The 19,294-nt window shown below is 62.5% G+C and carries 17 protein-coding genes; all 17 read left to right on the top strand.

Annotated features, from left to right (window positions below):
• Positions 1 to 15 precede the first annotated feature (15 nt).
• The 17 genes from G7Y52_RS04670 to G7Y52_RS04595 all read left to right on the top strand — a co-directional run bounded on the left by G7Y52_RS04670 (position 16) and on the right by G7Y52_RS04595 (position 19,289).
• The gene (locus G7Y52_RS04670) at positions 16 to 1,068 is read left to right on the top strand and encodes a Gfo/Idh/MocA family oxidoreductase (protein WP_165066854.1); all 1,053 of its coding nucleotides are present in this window, start codon (positions 16 to 18) and stop codon (positions 1,066 to 1,068) included.
• A 56-nt stretch (positions 1,069 to 1,124) separates the two neighbouring features.
• The gene (locus tag G7Y52_RS04665) at positions 1,125 to 2,294 is read left to right on the top strand and encodes a DegT/DnrJ/EryC1/StrS family aminotransferase (protein ID WP_165066851.1); all 1,170 of its coding nucleotides are present in this window, start codon (positions 1,125 to 1,127) and stop codon (positions 2,292 to 2,294) included.
• On the top strand, positions 2,291 to 2,863 hold the full coding sequence (locus G7Y52_RS04660; protein WP_165066848.1) for an acyltransferase: 573 nt from the start codon (positions 2,291 to 2,293) through the stop codon (positions 2,861 to 2,863). The genes G7Y52_RS04665 and G7Y52_RS04660 overlap by 4 nt, the downstream gene beginning before the upstream one ends.
• 3 nt (positions 2,864 to 2,866) lie before the next feature.
• Positions 2,867 to 3,028, top strand: a complete 162-nt coding sequence (locus tag G7Y52_RS14870; RefSeq protein ID WP_206215191.1) for a hypothetical protein — start codon at positions 2,867 to 2,869, stop codon at positions 3,026 to 3,028.
• Positions 3,025 to 3,228, top strand: a complete 204-nt coding sequence (locus G7Y52_RS04655; protein ID WP_165066843.1) for a hypothetical protein — start codon at positions 3,025 to 3,027, stop codon at positions 3,226 to 3,228. The genes G7Y52_RS14870 and G7Y52_RS04655 overlap by 4 nt, the downstream gene beginning before the upstream one ends.
• A 1-nt stretch (position 3,229) precedes the next feature.
• Positions 3,230 to 4,348, top strand: a complete 1,119-nt coding sequence (locus tag G7Y52_RS04650; RefSeq protein ID WP_165066840.1) for a glycosyltransferase family 4 protein — start codon at positions 3,230 to 3,232, stop codon at positions 4,346 to 4,348.
• Between the two features lie 266 nt (positions 4,349 to 4,614).
• Positions 4,615 to 6,888, top strand: a complete 2,274-nt coding sequence (locus tag G7Y52_RS04645) for an inorganic phosphate transporter (RefSeq protein WP_165066837.1) — start codon at positions 4,615 to 4,617, stop codon at positions 6,886 to 6,888.
• Between the two features lie 223 nt (positions 6,889 to 7,111).
• Positions 7,112 to 9,355, top strand: coding sequence for an ATP-dependent helicase (locus G7Y52_RS04640; RefSeq protein WP_165066995.1), 2,244 nt, complete (start codon positions 7,112 to 7,114; stop codon positions 9,353 to 9,355).
• A 1-nt stretch (position 9,356) separates the two neighbouring features.
• Positions 9,357 to 10,469 (top strand): thiamine-phosphate kinase, encoded by a 1,113-nt coding sequence (gene thiL, locus G7Y52_RS04635; RefSeq protein ID WP_165066834.1) that lies wholly within the window; start codon positions 9,357 to 9,359, stop codon positions 10,467 to 10,469.
• Between the two features lie 73 nt (positions 10,470 to 10,542).
• Positions 10,543 to 11,169: a class II aldolase/adducin family protein gene (locus G7Y52_RS04630; protein ID WP_165066831.1), complete on the top strand. Its 627-nt coding sequence runs from the start codon at positions 10,543 to 10,545 to the stop codon at positions 11,167 to 11,169.
• 546 nt (positions 11,170 to 11,715) lie between these two features.
• Positions 11,716 to 12,573, top strand: coding sequence for a bifunctional methylenetetrahydrofolate dehydrogenase/methenyltetrahydrofolate cyclohydrolase FolD (gene folD, locus G7Y52_RS04625; protein ID WP_165066828.1), 858 nt, complete (start codon positions 11,716 to 11,718; stop codon positions 12,571 to 12,573).
• A gap of 159 nt (positions 12,574 to 12,732) precedes the next feature.
• Entirely contained in the window at positions 12,733 to 13,182 is a 450-nt protein-coding gene (locus tag G7Y52_RS04620; RefSeq protein ID WP_165066825.1) for a DUF805 domain-containing protein, read from the top strand.
• An 85-nt stretch (positions 13,183 to 13,267) separates the two neighbouring features.
• A complete protein-coding gene (locus G7Y52_RS04615) occupies positions 13,268 to 14,350 on the top strand; it encodes an iron-containing alcohol dehydrogenase family protein (RefSeq protein WP_165066822.1) in 1,083 nt (360 codons plus the stop codon).
• A gap of 101 nt (positions 14,351 to 14,451) precedes the next feature.
• Positions 14,452 to 15,639: a DegT/DnrJ/EryC1/StrS family aminotransferase gene (locus tag G7Y52_RS04610; protein WP_165066819.1), complete on the top strand. Its 1,188-nt coding sequence runs from the start codon at positions 14,452 to 14,454 to the stop codon at positions 15,637 to 15,639.
• Between the two features lie 85 nt (positions 15,640 to 15,724).
• Complete coding sequence (locus G7Y52_RS04605; protein ID WP_165066992.1) at positions 15,725 to 17,386, top strand: cytidine 5'-phosphate N-acetylneuraminic acid synthetase; 1,662 nt, start codon at positions 15,725 to 15,727, stop codon at positions 17,384 to 17,386.
• A gap of 97 nt (positions 17,387 to 17,483) precedes the next feature.
• Positions 17,484 to 18,206, top strand: coding sequence for an NTP transferase domain-containing protein (locus tag G7Y52_RS04600; RefSeq protein WP_165066816.1), 723 nt, complete (start codon positions 17,484 to 17,486; stop codon positions 18,204 to 18,206).
• 156 nt (positions 18,207 to 18,362) lie between these two features.
• The gene (locus tag G7Y52_RS04595; protein WP_165066811.1) at positions 18,363 to 19,289 is read left to right on the top strand and encodes a phosphoglycerate dehydrogenase; all 927 of its coding nucleotides are present in this window, start codon (positions 18,363 to 18,365) and stop codon (positions 19,287 to 19,289) included.
• Positions 19,290 to 19,294: the final 5 nt, after the last annotated feature.

The raw sequence follows: 19,294 nt of genomic DNA, 5'->3' as shown, positions 1-19,294 counted from the left end.
CCTGAGGAGTGAAAGATGTTCCCCATCATCACCGGCAGAAAAATCAAGAATGCCATCATCGGCTGTGGCCGCATTTCCAGGAATCATTTCGGCTCCATCGAAAAGCACGCTGACAATATGGAGCTGGTGGCCATATGCGATAATAACCCCCAGGTGCTGGCCGCCCACTGCGAACAGCATCAGGTGCCCGGCTATGCCTCGTTTACCGAGCTGCTGGAACGATCCGACTGCGACATGGTGACCATCTGCACGCCCAGCGGCCTGCATCCGCAGATGGTCATCGAGGCTGCCCGAGCCGGCAAGCATGTGATGACTGAAAAGCCCATGGCCACGCGATGGAAAGATGGCCTGGCCATGATCCAGGCCTGCGACGATGCCAAGCGCCGTCTCTTTGTCATCAAGCAGAACCGCCGCAATGCCACGTTGCAGCTTCTCAAGCGCGCGGTGGACGAAAAGCGCTTCGGCAAGATCTACATGGTTCATCTCAATGTGTTCTGGACTCGCCTCCAATCATATTACGATTCCGCCAAATGGCGCGGCACCTGGGAGATGGACGGCGGCGCCTTTATGAATCAGGCCAGCCACTATGTTGATCTGCTGGAATGGCTCATCGGTCCCATCGCCGATGTGCAAGCCATGACCGGTACTCTGGCCCGGGATATTGAAGTGGAGGACACGGGCGTGCTCAATGTGCGCTGGCGTAATGGCGCCCTGGGTTCCATGGCCGTGACGATGCTCACCTATCCCAGGAACCTGGAAGGCTCCATCACTATCATCGGCGAAAAAGGGACCGCGCGTGTGGGAGGTGTGGCCGTCAACGAGATCCAAATCTGGGATTTCGCCGAACCGAAAGAGTATGACGCTTCCATCCGGGAAGCCAGCTATGCGACAACCTCTGTGTATGGCTTCGGCCATCCGCTCTACTATAAGAATGTTATTGATGTGCTGCGTGGCGAGGCTGAACCGGAAACCGACGGCCGCGAAGGCCTCAAGTCCCTGGAAGTGCTCATTGCGGCCTATCGCAGCGCACGGGATCACAAGACCATCTCTCTGCCGCTGGAATACTGATTTCATGCAAATGCTGGCTGCGGCCACCATTATCATTTTTCTACAGGAACTTTCTCATGCAATTCATTGACCTTGCGGCCCAGCAGGCGCGTATTCGCAGCAGCATTGATGCCCGTATCAAGGCTGTTCTCGATCATGGCAAGTACATCATGGGGCCTGAAGTGGCCGAGCTGGAGGAGACCCTCTGCGCCTTCACCGGCTCCCGTCACTGCGTCACCTGCGCTTCGGGCACAGATGCCCTGCTCATGCCCCTGATGGTCTGGAACATCGGTCAGGGGGACGCGGTTTTCGTGCCGCCCTTCACGTTCTTCGCTACTGTAGAGGAGCCGGCCCTGCTGGGGGCAACGCCCATTTTTGTGGACGTGGACCCCGTGACCTTCAACATGCGGCCCGACCTGCTGAAAAAGGCCATCGAAGCCGTACGCTCGCAGGACAACTCCCTCTATCCTCTGCCCAAAGTCGCTCTTGAGCGCAAGCTGACGCCGCGCGCCGTCATTCCGGTGGATCTTTTCGGTCAGGCGGCCGAATACGAGGCGCTTCTGGCCATTGCCCGCCAGCACGATCTGCTGGTTCTGGAAGACGCGGCCCAGGCTTTTGGCGGCAGCCGGCACGGCAAAAAAAACTGCGCGCTGGGCTGCCACGCCGCGGCCACCAGCTTTTTCCCGGCCAAGCCCCTGGGCTGTTACGGGGATGGCGGCGCCATCTTCACGGACGACGATGAGCTGGCTGCTCTGCTGCGCTCCATTCGCGTGCACGGCAAAGGCGGAGACAAATACGACAATGTCCGCCTGGGCCTCAACGGACGCCTGGATACCCTGCAGGCCGCCATCCTGCTCGCAAAAATGGAAATCTTCCCTGCCGAAATCGACGCCCGACAGCAGGTGGCGGGCTGGTATGCAGAGCAACTGCAGAATATCCCCGGCCTGGTCATTCCCGGCGTGGCCCAGGGCAATATCAGCGCCTGGGCCCAGTATTGCGTCGTACTGCCCGCAGGCAAGCGGGCTCAGGTCATGGCCGCCATGCGGGCAAAGGGCATCCCCACCAATATCTACTATCCCAAGCCGCAGCATTGTCTGGCGGTCTTTGCCTCCCTGGGCTACGCGCCGGACGACATGCCTGCGGCCCTGCACGCTTCGCAGAACATCCTGGCGCTGCCCTTCCATCCTTATCTGGAAGAGGGGCAGGTGCGACAGGTGGTCACCGCCCTCAGGGAGGCTCTGGCATGAGCGATACGCCCTGGTTTGCCCATGAGACCGCCTGGATCGACAATGGCGTCAGCATTGGCAGCGGCACAAAGATCTGGCACTTCAGCCATGTGATGTCCGGTTCCGTCATCGGTAAAGACTGCAATATTGGCCAAAATGTCGTCATTGGCCCTGATGCGGTTATTGGCAATGGCTGCAAGGTGCAGAACAACGTCAGCGTCTACAGGGGCGTCACCCTGGAAGATGGCGTCTTTTGCGGCCCCAGCATGGTCTTTACCAATGTTTTCAATCCGCGCGCCCATATCCGCCGCATGGACGAAGCCCGGCCCACGCTGGTCAGGAAAGGAGCCAGCCTGGGAGCCAACTGCACGGTCGTCTGCGGGACGACCATCGGGCGCTATGCCTTTGTGGGGGCGGGCGCCGTGGTCACCCGTGACGTGCCTGACCATGCCCTCATCTACGGCAATCCCGCCCGGCAGCACGGCTGGGTCTGCCAGTGCGGCGAAAAGCTGAACAACGCTCTTGCCTGCCCGGCCTGCGGCATGCGTTATGAGCAGCAAGAATATTTTCTGCGACCTTTACCGGCTTAGGGCGTGTTAGCACTATCCTGCGCATTCTCAACTATTTTAATGAGTTCAGCGAAAATCCTTTCCCCGGCAGAATTACGAGGCAGTGTTCCGAAAAACAAGGCTTTTTCTGATAAGCGTGAACAGGCCCTAGAGCGTTTTGCTCATGAAATGATGGCGGCGAAGTGATTGAAAATGAATATTTTCAATCAAAAAATGCCCCAGAGCATTTTCTCTTTGAAAATGCTCTGCTGACGCGAAAGCGGCAGCCGCCGCAACGCGGCGTACATTCAGGCGAAAACCGCGTTTTTCGCCTGAATGCCACCTTTGACTTTCATAAAAAGTCAAAGGTAATCTGCTCTGGGGAAACTGGGCCAGCGAGCGCATGACATGAAAATCATTCTGTTCAGCAATCACTGGTATCCTTCACCTCGGCGGGCAGGCTTTCACCATCTGGCGGATGCCTGGCACGCCCAAGGGCATAGCATTACCTTTGTCACCACGGGCTTTTCCTACATTTCCTGGGTCCGCCGGGATTTTCGGACCCGCTTTTTGGGGATACACCCGGTATGCAATACCTGGCAGCATCTGCAAGAGCGATTTGATTCCTATGTTTTCTTCACCGCCTTGCACCCTCATACGACTCTGATACCGGCACTGGATCGCTTGTTAAATCCCCTCATGGCTTGCTATGGCCGTCTGCTGCCTCCAACATTGCAGGAGCGTATCACTGCTGCCGATATCATCGTCTATGAAAGCTGTGTAGCTCTCTATCTTGTCGACCGATGCCGCCAGCTGGCGCCACAGGCGCAACATATCTATAGAGTCTCCGACGACATCCGCACTATGCGTTCTACTCCGGCTGGAATGGTTCTTCTGGAGCAAACCTTGGCACGCTCCTTTTCGTATATCAGTGTACCCTGCCATGAATTGCTCCAGAAGTTTTCCGGCCTGCCCCAGGTCAGTTTTCAACCACATGGCTTGAGAAAAGATCTTTTCGACAGATGCATAACGAATCCCTACATGCCGGGGGCCCGCAATGCTATCTTCTGCGGTCTGGGCTTCTATGATGCCAACGCGGTCCATGCTATGGCCTGCACCCATACGGATGTCCAGTTCCATATTATCGGCATAGATGCACCTCAAAAAAATATACCAGACAATGTCCAATATTATGGCGAAGTTCCCTTTACTGAAACTATCCCGTACATCAAATTCGCGGATGTTGGACTCTATACGCTGCAATATTCACATTCACGCCCTATGCAGGCATATACCGACTCCCTCAAGATCATCCAGTACCGCTATTGCGGCCTGCCCATTGTCTCACCAGACTTTCTCGACCTGCACCGCGAAGGCGTCTTTTACTACCATCCAGGCGACCCGGTCTCTTGTGCCGCAGCCATGAAGCATGCCCTGCAGCATGGCCGGCACAGTGACTACGCCGACGAAGTCCACTCCTGGGATGAAATAGCCCGCACCATTTTGGAATCCGTCTCTCACCGTTGAGGAGAGCAGTTCTGAAGGCAGAATCCCGTCCATCCGGATTCCAAAGCATACCTGGAGCATTTTTTGATTGAACATATTCATTTTCAATCAAAAAATGCTCTAAAACTGCGAAGATCCACTCTCGGGTTGCGCCGTAAAACTATACAACAGTCCCCCCCCGCAGTCCTTCTCTCCCCTGTATTTCCCCGCAGCCGTCACCAGGTTGTCACACAGCCTGCCTACACAGAACAGGCCTCATTCTCAGACTATTCCGCAGGAGACGGGACATGGAAAGCATCTTTTTACTCATGCTGGTATTTCTGGCCATCCTGGCCGCAGTGGACCTTTTTGTGGGCGTCAGCAACGACGCCGTCAACTTTCTCAACTCGGCCATAGGATCGCGCATCGCCAGCTTCAAGGTCATCATGGTGGTGGCCAGCATCGGCGTGCTGCTGGGCTCCACCTTTTCCAGCGGCATGATGGAGATCGCCCGCAGCGGGGTCTTCAATCCCGGGATGTTCACCTTCAACGAGATCATTATCATTTTCTTCGCCGTGATGATCACCGACGCCCTGATGCTGGACGCCTTCAACTCCATGGGCCTGCCCACCTCCACCACCGTGTCCATCGTCTTTGAGCTGCTGGGCGGGGCCGTGGCCGCGGCCCTCATCAAGATTGCCACCTCGGGCATCCTGATCTCCCAACTGGGGGATTTCATCAACAGCCAGAAGGCCCTGGCCATCGTGTCCGGCATCCTCATCTCCGTGGTGGTGGCCTTCGTGGCCGGTGTGGTGGTGCAGTACATCACCCGCCTGATCTTCACCTTCCACTATGAGCGCATGTACCGCCGCATCGGCGGCATCTTCGGCGGCCTGTCCCTGACGGCCATTTTTTACTTTCTGATCATGAAAGGCGCCAAGGGCGCGTCCTTCATGAAGCCGGAATACCTGGCCTGGATCAATGCCCACACCCTGTCCATCCTGCTGGTGCTGTTCGCGGGCCTGAGCGTGGTGCTGCACCTGCTCATGGTGCGCCGCGGCGTCAACATCTTCAAGATCGTCATCCTGGCCGGCACCTTTGCCCTGGCCTTCGCCTTTGCCGGCAACGACCTGGTCAACTTCGTGGGCGTGCCGCTGGCCGCCTGGGAAAGCTGGCAGCAGTTCACCGCCAGCGGCATGGCCCCCGATGCCTTCACCATGGAGGGCCTGCGCAAGGCCGTGCAGACGCCCACCTTCTACCTGCTGCTCTCCGGCCTGATCATGGTGCTGACCCTGTGGTTCTCCAAAAAGGCCCACCGCGTGGTGCAGACTTCCATCAATCTGAGCAGCAGCACGCGCGGCGATCAGGAACAGTTCGGCTCCTCCCTGCCCGGCCGTCTCATCGTGCGCGCGGGCCTGAGCGCCGGCAAGACCCTGCGCCAGATCCTGCCCGCTTCGCTCTTCACTGCCCTCGAAAGCCGCATGCAGCCCGTGGAGCAGGTCAAGGGCGCGCCCGTGCTGCCCTTTGACCAGGTGCGCGCCGCCATCAATCTGGTGGTCGCCAGTATCCTCATCGCCTCGGCCACGTCCCTCAAGCTGCCCCTGTCCACCACCTATGTGACCTTCATGGTGGCCATGGGCTCCTCCTTCGCCGACGGCGCCTGGAACCGTGAGAGCGCCGTTTACCGCATCTCCGGCGTGCTGGCCGTCATCAGCGGCTGGTTTCTGACCGCCATGTGCGCCTTCAGCGCCTGCGCCCTGATCACCTGGGCCCTGTTCAAGGGCGGCAGCGTGGTGGCTGTCCTCTTCATGCTGGTGGCCGTGGTCAGCCTGGTGCGCTCCAACTTCTTCGGCAAGAAGAAGGAAGAGAACAGCTTTGACATCGTGACCAGCACCACCGACAAGGACAGCATCCGCGCCCATATCGGCGCCTCGGTGGACGAAATCAGCGATACCGCCGTGCGCCTGATGCTCGAAGGCCTTACCGCCTTCCAGGCCGAGGACGCGAAGAATCTGAACCGCTGCAAGAACGAAGCCATGAACCTTTTTGAAGACATCTCGCGCTCCCGCGGCTCCTACTACCGCATGGCCCTGCGCGGCGGCGGCGACGAGCTGGACAATGAAGCGCGGCATATCTACTACCGCATCTTCAACAGCATGAAGGAACTGAGCCACGAGCTGCACGCGGTGCTGGGCATGTCCGCCAACCATATCGCCAACCGCCACCGCCCCTACAGCGGCACGCTGGGCGACAATCTGGAAAAGATGCCGGACATCCTGGACGACGCCGCCCGAAACTTCCGGGCCTATGCCGCAGGCGAAGGCTCCCGCGCCGCGTTCTCGGCCTATGCCGACCACTGCTCTTCCCGGATCAGCAAGATCCAGATCGAACTCTTGCAGCGCATCGATACCGAAGGCCTGTCCATGCGCAGCAGTGACCTGTATCTGAACTACCTGCAGTTCGCCCGGGCCTTCATCAACCGTTTCACCATCGTGGCCCTGCTGGAACGCGACCTCAACGACGCCTGCCGCCGCAACGCCGCCCTCAAGGAAGAAGCGGCTGCCGCTCCGGCCCGGGCCTGAGAACGGACACAAACAGGCTGACCGCCGGGGAAAGGGAAGGCCCTCCGCATGGAGGGCCTTTTTTCGCGGCCTGCGATCACCGGACGTGCCGGGGACTCCCTGCGAAAAGTGAGGGCTGACCCTGATTTCATGAGCAAAGCGCTCTCCTGTTCAGATGCGTCTGCCCAGGCCGGGCCCGGCTTTGGCTCTGGCCTGCCGGCAGCGATTATGCTATGCTCCCGTCATGATCGACTACGCCCAGGCACTGAATGAGGCCCAGTATGCGGCAGCCACCAGCGGCGACGGGCCGGTGCTGGTGGTGGCCGGCGCAGGCAGCGGCAAAACCCGCACCATTGTCTATCGTCTGGCCTGGCTGGCCGAGCATGGCGTCTCCCCGGCCTCCATTCTGCTGTTGACCTTCACCCGCAAGGCCGCGCAGGAAATGCTCCAGCGCGCCGGCATGTTGCTGGGGCAGGGGCTGTCCGGCACGCAGGGCGGCACGTTCCACGCTTTCGCCTATGCCGCGCTGCGCCGCTGGCATCCGGCCTGGCTCGGCGAGCGGGCCTTTACGGTCATGGATTCGGCCGACATTGCCGCCGCGATCAAACATTGCAAGGACGAGCTCAAACTGGGCCGGAACGACCGCTCCTTTCCCAAAACACAAAGCATTGTGGGTTTTCTGAGCAAGGCCCGGAACAAGGAGCTTGCGCTGGAAGAGGTGCTGCAACGCGAGGCATTTCATCTTTTGCCCCACGCCGAGGCTCTGGCGGCTCTGGGCGCGGCCTATGACGCCTACCGCCGCGAAAAGGGCCTGCTGGATTACGATGATCTGCTCTTCGAGCTGGAGGCCCTGCTGCGCCAGAACGCGCAGGCCGCCCTTGCCCTGCGCGAGCGTTTCAGTCACATTCTGGTGGACGAATATCAGGACACCAATCTTGTGCAGGCCCGCATTGTGCGCCTGCTGGCCGGGCCGGAGGAGGGGAAGCCGGGCAACGTGATGGCCGTGGGCGACGAAGCCCAGTCCATTTACGCCTTTCGCGGGGCGAACGTGCGCAATATTCTGGACTTTCCCAAGCTCTTCCCGGGCACGCGGCTGATCCGCCTGGAAGAGAATTACCGCTCCACCAGGCCGATCCTGGATGTGGCCAACAGTCTGCTTTCCCATGCGGCCGAGTCTTTCCGCAAAACGCTCTTCACCCGCAAGGAGGGCGGCGAGCCCGTGCGCCTGATCACGCCGCTCAGCGACATGAGCCAGGCCAAGCTGGTGGTGCGGCGCATTGAGGAACTTTTGCGCGAGCATCTGCCCCATGAGATCGCGGTGCTCTTCCGCGCGGGCTTTCATTCCTACAATCTGGAAATGGCCCTGAATCAGGCGGGCATCCCCTTTCGCAAATACGGCGGCCTGCGCTATACCGAGGCCGCGCACGTCAAGGACGTGATCGCCTACGCGCGGCTTCTGCTCAACCCCCTGGATCTGCCGGCTTTCGCGCGGGTGGCGGCCCTGCACAGCGGCATTGGGCCCAAAACCGTGCAAAAGCTGTATGCCGTGGTCCTGAGCGGCGACGCCACCGCCGTGGAAAAGGCCTTTGCCCGCTATCCCGGCCTGCTGGAAGACATGCGCTTTGTGGACGGGCTGCGCGCCACGCCGCAAAGCCCGGCCGCCACATTCGGCGCCGTGCTGGAGCACTACCGGCCCATGCTGGAAAACGCGTACCCCGAAGACTGGCCCCGCCGCCAGCAGGGCCTGGAGGAAATCATCCAGATGGCCGCGGGTTATGCCGCGCTGGATCTTTTTGTGGCGGATCTGGCCCTGGAGTCGCCGGAAGAAGACGAGAACGACAACGAGGGGCGGATCACGCTTTCCACGGTACATTCCGCCAAGGGCCTGGAATGGAATGCCGTGCTGATCATCGATCTGGTGGAAGATCGTTTCCCTTCCCGCCATGCCCTGGCCCGGCCGGAAGATTTTGAGGAAGAGCGCCGCCTGATGTATGTGGCCTGCACCCGCGCCCGCAAAAATCTGGATCTCTATGCCCCGGCTTCCCTGTACAGCCGCGCCGAACGCGGCAGCCTGCATGTGAACCAGAGCCCCTTTGCGCGCGAATTGGGCCCCGGCCTGGTCCAGGAATGGGTGGAAGGCTTCGGCGGCATGCTCAGCCCGCGCGTCGCGGCTCCGGCTTTGGAAAAAAACGCGGTCGCGCGCCCCGTGCCGCGCCCCCGTCAGCCTGTTCCGGAGCCCGCCGCCTTTGACGACTGCCAGCTTCGGCCGGAAGAGGCCGCCCCGGCATCCCCCGCCGGGCGCGAGGCTTCCGCGCGCGCGCCTGCCGCCGGGCCCGGCGCGGCAGACGGCCCACTCTGTTACTGCCGCCACCGCATCTTCGGCCGGGGCAAGATCATCAGGCATCTGCCGCCGGACAAGGTGCAGGTGAACTTTCCCGGTTTCGGACTCAAAACCATTCTGAGCGAATACCTGCTCATGGAGAACTGACATGCCCCGGGTTCCGGTTCTGCCGGCCGATCAGCCGCCCTCGCAACCACTTTCGGAAGACGGCATCCTGGCCTGTCTGGCGCGCCATTTTCCGCAGACGCATCCTTCGCTGCTTTTGGGCAGGGGCGACGACTGCGCCGTGCTCAGGGCCGGGCGCCCGCTCTGCGTGAGCAGCGATCTTTTTCTGGAAGACGTTCACTTCCGGCGCAGCTATTTCACGGCCCAGGACATCGGGCACAAGGCCCTGGCCGTGAACATCAGCGACCTGGCGGCCTGCGGGGCCCGGCCCCTGGCTTTCACGCTCAATCTGGGGCTGCCCTGCTGGGCGGATATGGCCTGGCTGGAGCGTTTTTTCACGGGCATGGCCGCCCTGGCCGCGCAACAGCGCATGGCCCTGGCCGGAGGCGATCTGTCGCGCTGCGAGCGCCTGCACATTTCCGTGACAGTCTGGGGCGAGGCCGCCCATCCCGGCGGTTTTCTGGTGCGCGGCGGCAGTATGCCCGGGGACAGTCTTTTTGTGGTGGGCAGCCTGGGTCTGGCGCGCGTGGGCCTGCATGTTCTGGAAAATGACGGCAGCGCCGCGCTGGCAGACTGGCCCGCGGCCTGCGCCGCGCATTTGCGCCCGGAGCCGCAGGTGGATGCTGGCCTGATGCTGGCCAGAGCCGGTTTCAACGCCCGGCCGCCTGCGCTCATGGATCTTTCCGACGGCATCATGCGCGATCTGCCCCGCCTCCTGGGCCTGAGCGGCGAACTGCGCGCCGGAGCCGAAAACGCGGGCGCAAGCCGCGCACGCGCCCGGACTTCCGGCCTGGGCGCGGCCATTCTGCTGCCCCGGGGCCTGCTCCATGCCGAAGTGCTGCGCTATGCCGCCATGCACGGCAAAAATCCCGTGCATGAGGCGCTGCTGGGCGGGGAAGATTACGCCCTGCTGGGCTCCTGCGCGCCGGACATGCTGCCGTCCCTGCACGCGGCCATTCCCGGCTTTATGAGCATCGGCACAGTCACGGCCGGGGGCGGCATTACCTGCAACAATGAAGCGTTGGATTCATGCGGCGACCTGCGCGGCTTTGATCATTTCGAGCAGGGCTGCGGCAGGGAGAATTTTTCGCAATGAGAAACAACGTGGGCCGGATGCAGCCGCGCACATGCCCTTCTGTTCCACGCGGCGCGGTTGTGAAGGAGAACGCATGGGCCTGATCCCGGATTTTCCCGACCTTCCCGAGCTTGCGGGCATTGTAAAAGACATGCGCGCCATCTGCCGCGACGCATGGCAGCAGGGCCTGCTCTCGGGCTGCAACGGCAACGCCAGTTGCCGCCTGGATGGGGAGCGAATCTGCGTGACCCGTTCGGGCGCAGCCAAAGGCCGTTTGCGGGCTGAAGACTGCTGCCTTGTGGATCTGCGCTCCGGCCGCACCCTGGCAGGCGGCCCGGCCAGCACGGAATTGGGCATGCATCTGGCCATCTACCGCGCCCTGCCGGACTGCGGCGCCGTGCTGCACACCCATCCCCGTCGCCTGCTGGCCTTGAGCCTGCATCCGGGCGGCAAGACAGAGGACTTCCTGCGCCTGCCGCTCTTTGAGGCCGAAACCTGGCGGGCGCGTCTGGGCTGCGCGCCCGCGCTGGAGCCCGGCGGGCAGGCTCTGGCCCGCGCCGTGGCCCTGGCCGCGCAGCAACGCCCGGCCGTCTGGATGGCCGGGCACGGCTTGTGCTGTTGGGGAAAGACTCTGGCCGACGCCCTGTGCATGAGCGAAGAGCTGGAACATCTGGCCGCGGTGCAGTTACTCGCTTTGCAGCACGGCCGCCAGAGCGTTTAGCTAATTTCATGAGCAAAACGCTCTAGAGCATTTTCTCTTTGAAAATGCTCTGCTGACGCGAAAGCGGCAGCCGCCGCAACGCGGCGTACATTCAGGCGAAAACCGCGTTTTTCGCCTGAATGCCACCTTTGATTTTCATAAAAAGTCAAAGGTAATCTGCTCTAGAGCATTTTGCTTTTGAAATTATTCAATTTCAAAAGCGGCGCTGCCATCATTTCGCGTCCAGAACGCGGTCTGGACGCTCATTCGGCGCGGGCGTCCGCTCCCGCGGCCGCCAGAGCGTTTAGCTAATTTTATTAGCAAAACGCTCTAGGTGGAACATCTCTCATCTTCATGCACAAAGCCCGATAACCCCGCGCCTCTTCCCGGGCGCGGGGTTTTGCGCAGGGAGGCGGAGCGTCATGCGTTTCGGCGTTGCCGTCACAACCTCTTTCGGAAAATACGCGCGGCTCAGGGGCCGTCGGGTCTTTGCTTGAGTTCGCGGGCCGGGTGGCGTATAAGGAATAATTCCAGACAACGCTTGAAAATCCAGGCTCGGAGAAAAGTATGCTTCTGATTGACGGCAAAGAAACAGCCCTTGCCATCCGCGCGGAGCTCGCGGACGAAGTGTCCGCCGCCTGCGGCCAGGGCCGCCGCGCGCCGGGGCTGGCGGTCATCCTGGTGGGCGAGGACCCGGCTTCGCAGGTCTATGTGCGCAACAAGGAGCGGGCCTGCGCCGCGGCGGGGATTCTCTCCTTTCCTTTTCACCTGCCCGCGCAGACCAGCCAGCGCGATCTGCTGGCCCTGATCCGCCAGTGCAACGCCCGCCCGGACGTGGACGGGATTTTGCTGCAATTGCCTTTGCCGCAGGGCCTGGATGCCCAGGCCTGTTTGCTGGCCATTGATCCGGAGAAAGATGTGGACGGCTTTCACCCCGAGAATGTGGGGCGGCTTTCCCTGGGCCTGCCCGGTTTCGTTTCCTGCACGCCCGCCGGGGTCATGGAGCTGCTGCGCCGCTATGATCTTTCGCCCTCGGGCAAAAAGGCGGTGGTGGTGGGCCGTTCCGATATTGTGGGCAGGCCCCTGGCCATGCTGCTGGCCCGGCCCGGCGCGTATGCCGACGCCACGGTGACCATCTGCCATTCGCGCACCGCGGATCTGGCAGGGGAGTGCCGAAGCGCGGACTTCCTTTTTCTGGCCGTGGGCAGGCCCGGTTTTGTGACCGGCTCTATGGTGCGCGAGGGCGCAGTGGTCATTGACGTGGGCATCAGCCGCACGCCCCAGGGGCTGTGCGGCGATGCGGACTTCGCCACGGTGGCGCCCAGGGCGCGGGGCATCACGCCTGTGCCCGGCGGGGTCGGGCCCATGACCATTGCCATGCTCTTGAAAAATACCGTTCAGTCCTGGCGCGGCCGCTCGGCCTGAGGGCAGGCCCGGACCTGAGGCTGCGGAGGCGCGCTGTCTGCCGGCATGTCGTGTCCCGCCAACGCGCCGCCGCGCCCATGCTCCCGAAGAGCCTGGCCGGGCCGTGTGCGGTGTGACGGGGCTCGCATTGACCCATAAAGCAACGATGGAGAAAGCCACATGACCTTTGCCGGGGCCGTCCGCGTCTGTCTGAAAGACAAATACGCCTGTTTCCGGGGCCGCGCGTCCCGCTCGGAATTCTGGTGGTTCATGCTCTGCATCGGCCTGATCAATCTGTGCGCCGGGCTGGCGCTTTCGCCCTTTCCGCCCGGGACGGCCATGGGCCTGAACTTCCTTGTTTCCCTGGCCTTATTGCTGCCCAATTTCGGGGTCACGGTGCGCCGCCTGCACGATCGCAATCTCTCGGGCTGGTGGCTGCTGATCCCCCTGGGCAGCCTGCTGCTCTGGCTGCTGGGGCGCGGCGCGCCCGGAGCGAACGCGGCCCCGGCCTCGGCCCTGCTTTCCCTGACCATGTGCGTCTGCTACCTGGCCATTCTCTCGCTGCCGGGCACGGTCGGGCCCAATCGCTTCGGGGCAGATCCCCTGGCGACGGGGAACGAACGCCCTTGAGGCGGAACCCGGCGCGGGCCCGCTTGCCAGAAAGGCCTTGATGGCGTATGGCCCCGGAATCACCAGTTATAACGAGAGGACAATCATGTACCGCAACGCGAAAAATGTCGGCCATTATATGATTGGCAAGGGCGCGCTTTCCCAGCTCGGGGACATTCTGAAGCCTCTGCGCGACGCAGGCCGGCCCGGCCCGGCGCTTTTCTTTCTCGATCACTGTTTCAGGGACGGAAAACTGGCGGCCCGGCTGCCCGTGGAAAGCGGGGATCTGCTGATGTATGTGGACACAAGCCAGGAGCCCACCACAGAGAGCGTGGACGGCTATGCGGCCCGGGCCCGGGAGTTTCTGAGCGGCAAAACGCCCGGCGCCCTGCTGGCCTTTGGCGGCGGCTCCACTCTGGATACCTGCAAATGCGTGGGCAATCTGCTGACCAATCCCGGCAAGGCCGAGGACTATCAGGGCTGGGAGCTGGTCAAACATCCTGCGCCCTATAAAATCGCCGTGCCCACGCTCTCCGGCACAGGCTCTGAAACCTCGCGCACCGGGATTATCTGCAATGAGGCAAAAAATCTGAAGCTGGGCATGAACAGCGATTACACCATGTTCGACCAGGTGCTTCTGGACCCGGAACTGACCGCCGGGGTGCCGCGCAATCAATATTTCTACACCGGCATCGACACCTATATGCATTGCTTTGAGAGTCTGTCCGGCTCCTACCGCAATGTGGTGGTGGATTCCCTGGCCGAAAAGGCCATCGACATCTGCAAACGGGTCTTCCTCTCCGAGGACATGATGAGCGACGAAAACCGCGAACTGTTGATGATCGCCTCCTTCCTGGGCGGCATGGCCGCGGGTTTCGTGGGCACGGTGCATCCCATTTCCGCGGGCCTGAGCATGGTGCTGCACATGCGGCACGGTCTGGCCAATTGCTATGCCCTTTCCGTGCAGGAAGACATCTACCCGGACGAATACCGGGAATTCATGCGCATGATCGAGCGTCAGGGCATCGATCTGCCCAAAGGCATCTGCCGGGGCCTGAGCGACCAGCAGTATACGGCCCTCTATGAGGCCAGCATTGTGCATGAAAAACCCCTGACCAACCGCCTGGGCCCGGATTTCAAAAAGATCCTGACTCAAGAAAACGTCATCGAGCGCTTCAAGCGCATGTGAGGTCATGGGCAGGCTTTTTGCCCGGCGCGCCCTTTTCCCGGATGCGCAGGCGCACAGCCCGCGGCCTTCCAATCACGAGTCATCAAGGGAGTAGTGCGGCTATGGAGATCAAAGTCAACTTCAGCGGACGCGCCATCCGCTATACGGAAGAAGAAATCGCGGTGGTCGCGGAGGCCATGCGCAACGCCGATCCCCTGACCCAGGGGCGGTACATGCTCGCCTTTGAAAGCAAGTTCGCGCAGTATCAGGGCGTGGCCCAGGGTTCCTGCTTCACCACCATGAACGGTTGCGCGGCGCTGGAAATGTCCGCCCAGCTCTGCCGCTTCAAGCCCGGCGACGAGCTGGTCATCCCCTCGCACACCTTCACGGCTTCGGCCTACCCCTACCTGAAAAAAGGCGCGAGCCTGGTCTGGGCTGACGTGGACCCGCTCACCCGCGTGGTCACGGCCCAAAGCATCGAGAAAGCCCTGACTCCCAGGACCAAAGCCGTGGTGGTGGTTCACCTCTACGGCTATGTGGCCGACATGCCCGCCATTGCGGCTCTGTGCAGGGAGCGCGGCCTGATCCTGATCGAAGACGCCGCGCAGGCCATCGGCGCGGAAGTGGAGGGCAAAAAGGCCGGCAGCTTCGGGGACATGGCCGTGTTTTCCTTTCATTCGCACAAGAACCTGACCACGTTGGGCGAGGGCGGCATGCTCTATGTGCGCGATCCCGCCCTGGCCGCCGTGATCCCGGCCCTGCGGCACAACGGGCACTGCGCCTATGCTTTCGAGCGGCCGGAGTACTGGAAGCCCGCCATGGGCAATGTGGACGTGCCCATGCTGGACGGCGAAATGCTGCTGCCCGGCAATTACTGCCTGGGCGAGGTGGAATGCGCCCTGGGCGCGAAACTCCTGGATCGCATCGACCAAATCAACGACGAAAAGCGGGCCAGAGCCCTGGCGTTCATCGACGCGCTGGCCGACTGCCCGGAGCTGGAATTTCACCGCGTGGACAGCCGCCGCCACAACTATCATCTGCTGGCCGCGCGCATGACCGCGGGCCCGCAGATGCGCGATCGCTTCATGCGCGCCATGGCCGAAGAAAAGGGCGTCAAATGCGTGGTGCAGTATATTCCGCTTGACCGCTATGACTTTTACAGGCGCCTGGGCTGCGGCACGGCCCATTGCCCCAATGCGGACGCCTTTTTTGACAGCATGGTTTCCTTTCCTTTCCAGCACTGGCTGAGCGAGGAGGATTTTCAGTATATGCTGGCGGCCACGCGCGAGGTGATTCAGGCTTTGCGCTGAAGCGCAGCGCTGCCCGCACCCGGGGTCTGTTTCAGGCCCCGGAGCAAACCCGCCCGTGCAGGCGTCATGCAAGATTGTGAAAGCCGTGAAGGAACGCTGCATCGTCATCCCCGCGATCAAGAAAAACGCGGTCATCCCCGACCAACTGGTCAAAAAGCTGGCCGGGGTCACGCTCATGGAGCGGGCCATCAACACGGCGCGGGGCGTGGCTCCGGGCGAGGACATCGTGGTGCTCACGGACAGCCAGGAAATCTCGCTGATTTGCGAGAGGGCGGGCGTGGGCTTTCATCGGAACAAGGATCTGCGCTTCACAAGCCTGAATATTGTGGCCGAGATGCGCGATCTGCTGGCCGAACTGGCCGCCCGCTACCGGCACTGCATCATTCTGCGCGCCTCCTGCCCGCTGCTGACCTGGGTGGATGTGGAGGACGCCTGGAAAAAATATCTGGACGCCGGGGCCGACAGCCTGGTCACGGTCAAAAGCGTGCGCCAGCGGATCTGGAACGTGCGCGGCGGCAATCTGGAAAGCCTGCTGGACAGCGCAAGCGGCGCGGACGGGGAGGATTGCTTTCTGGTGGAAAGCCGGGCCTTGATCATCCTGCGCCTGGCTCTGCTGCGGGACAAGGATTCCGCGCCGCCTGGGGGCCGCCTTTCCGGCCTGAGCCCAAGCAAAGTGATCCCCTATTTCCTCAACGAGCGGGCCATCGAGATCCAGAGCTATCAGGACTGGTGGATCTGCGAGCATCTGCTGCGGCGGCGGCATGTGGTTTTTGTGGTGGCCGGGTATCCGGCCATCGGCATGGGCCATGTCTTCCGCGCGCTGATGCTGGCCCACGAGATCACCAGCCACAAGATCACCTTTGTCTGCACGCGTGAGAGCGAGCTGGCCGTGGAAAGCATTGCCCAAAAGGATTACCCCATTGTGCGCCAGGGGGCTGAGGATCTGGCCGACACGGTGCTGGCCCTGCGGCCGGATCTGGTGGTCAACGATTTTCTGAATACCGACGCGCCCTACATGGAGCGATTGCGCGCGGGCGGCGCGCGTTGCGTTAATTTTGAGGACGAGGGGCCGGGCGCGGAGCTGGCGCAGCTTGTGATCAACGCCCTGTACGAAAACGGCCAAAGCACGGAACGGCTGCGCTGCGGGCCGGACTACTTCTGCCTGCGCGACGAGTTCGTGGGCGCCGCGCGCAATGAACTGCGGCCGCAGGTCAAAACAGTGCTGATCACCTTCGGCGGCACGGATCAGCGCGACTGCTCGCGCCGGGTTCTGGAGATCATTGAGCCCATCTGCCGGGCTTACGGCATTGCCATCCGGCTGGTGGCCGGGCCCGGCTACGCCCACAAAGCGGCTATGGAGGCCCATCTGCGCAAGCTGGAAAATCCGCTGGTGGAATTCACCTGGGCCACCAACGTCATGAGCCGGATGATGGAAGGCGCGGATCTGGCCATCTGCTCGGCCGGGCGCACGGTCTACGAGCTGGCGCACATGCGCGTGCCCGGCATTGTTCTGGCCCATCACGAGCGCGAGGCCCGGCACGGCTTTGCCAGGCCGCGCAACGGCTTTGCCTTTGCGGGCCTGATGGATCGCATCGGCGACGATAAAATCCGCAATGTTTTTCTGGCCATGCTCAAACAGAGCAGGCGGGCGCGCTTCTGGGCCCGCCAGAGCCGGCTGGACTTCACTGCCAATAAGGCCAGGGTTGTGGGTCTGATGCTGGATCTTCTGGACAGGGACGAGACATGATCCGGGGCAAAGCGCCAGCCTGCGGCCGCCAGCGGCCTGCTGACCCGCGACAGCGCGCGCATGGGCAGTGCGAATGCCGTGCGCCGAAGGAAAAACCATGATGAAAAACATCCGCCAGGGCAAAACCGTGGCAGTTGTTCAGGCCCGGCTGGGCTCCAGCCGCCTGCCCCTGAAATCCCTGCTCTGTCTGCGCGATCTGCCGGTCATCGACTGGGTGACGCGCCGTCTGGCGCAATCGCGGCGGCTGGATCGGATCATGGTGGCCGTGCCGGACACGGAGCTGGATCGCGTGCTGCTGGAGCATCTGCGCCGCCGGGGCGTGCCCTGCCTGGCCGGGCCGGAAAACGACGTGCTGGCGCGTTTTTGCCTGGCGGCCGCGGCAACGGACGCCGCCCTGGTGGTGCGCGTCTGCGCGGATAATCCCCTGATCTGGGGCGAGGCCGTGGACCGCTTGCTGGCGCATTATGAGCGCACGGCCTGCGATTACGCCTACAATCATATTCCGCGCCAGAATCTCTGGCCTGACGGCCTGGGGGCCGAGGTCCTCTCCCGCGAGCTGCTGGACGAGCTGGAGGCCAGGGCAAAACAGCCTTCCCAGCGCGAACATTGCCTGAACTACATCTGGGACAATGCCGCCGCCTTCCGCATTTCCACCTTTGACCCGGAAGAATCCTGGCTCCGCCGCCCGGATCTCAGGCTGGATCTGGACCGGCCGGAGGATTTCCGGCGTCTGGCTCTGCTGCCGCTGCGCCCGGAGATGGATGCCCGGGCCATAGTGGATGCCGTGGATGGCGCGGATGCCGCGGTCGCGGCGGTCTGAATGTGCCGGGGCAAGATCATACTCCCGCAAAGCGGGCCTGCCTTCCGAGCAGGCGAGCAGAAACGCTCTGGCGAGCCCCAGGGCGCAGCGTTGACAAATCCCACCCTTGAGGTAGCCTGCGGGTAACAGATCCCTATTCCGGGAGGAGCACGCGCCGTGAAGATACTGGTCACCCCTCGCTCATTCGGCAAAAACAATCCGGAACTTTTCGACAGGCTGGCCGCGGCCGGGCTGGAGGTCATCCGCAACGACACGGGCGGCATCCTCTCCGCCGGGCAGATGCGGGAAAAGCTGGCCCCCTGCCACGGCCTGATCCTGGGGGTGGACCCCCTGGACGCGGCTGTGCTGGCCGCCGCGCCGCAGTTGCGCGCCGTGGCCAAATACGGCGTGGGCCTGGACAACATCGATCTTGCGGCCTGCGCGGCGCGGGGCGTCAAGGTCTCGCGTACCGTGGGCGCCAACAGCAATGCCGTGGCCGACTACGCCCTGGCCCTGATGCTGGCCGTGGCCCGCAAAGTGCCGCTCATTGACCGGCGCTGTCGCGAGCGGGACTGGGGCAAGATCACCAGCATTGACCTCCACGGCAAGACCCTGGGCATCGTGGGCCTGGGGGCCATCGGCAGATGCGTGGCCCGGCGGGCGCGCGGCTTTGAGATGAAAATTCTGGCGCACGACGTGGTCTGGGACGAGGCTTTCGCGCGTGAGGCGGGCATTGAGCGCGCGGACCCGGATCGCATCTGCCGCGAGGCCGACTTCATCAGCCTGCATGCCGTGCTCACGGACGAGACCCGCGGGCTGATCAATGCCCGGCGCCTGGCCATGATGAAAAAAACAGCCGTGCTGATCAATACGGCGCGCGGCGGCCTCATCGACGAAGCCGCCTTGCTGGCCGCCTTGCGCGAGGGCCGCATTTACGGCGCGGGCCTGGATGTCTTCGAGCAGGAGCCCCCGGCGGTTCCGGCCTGGTACGAGCTGGACAATCTGGTCATGGGCTCGCATTGCTCCTCGTCCACGGCAGGGGCCGTGGAGCAGATGGGCCGCATGGCCGTGGACAATCTGCTGCGGGATCTGGATCTGCGCTGATCCCG

The organism is Desulfovibrio sp. ZJ200 (genome assembly GCF_011039095.1).
GTDB lineage: Bacteria > Desulfobacterota > Desulfovibrionia > Desulfovibrionales > Desulfovibrionaceae > Desulfovibrio.
Note: the sequence above shows the minus strand (reverse complement) of the source record. Positions and strands in the feature narration are given on the sequence as shown.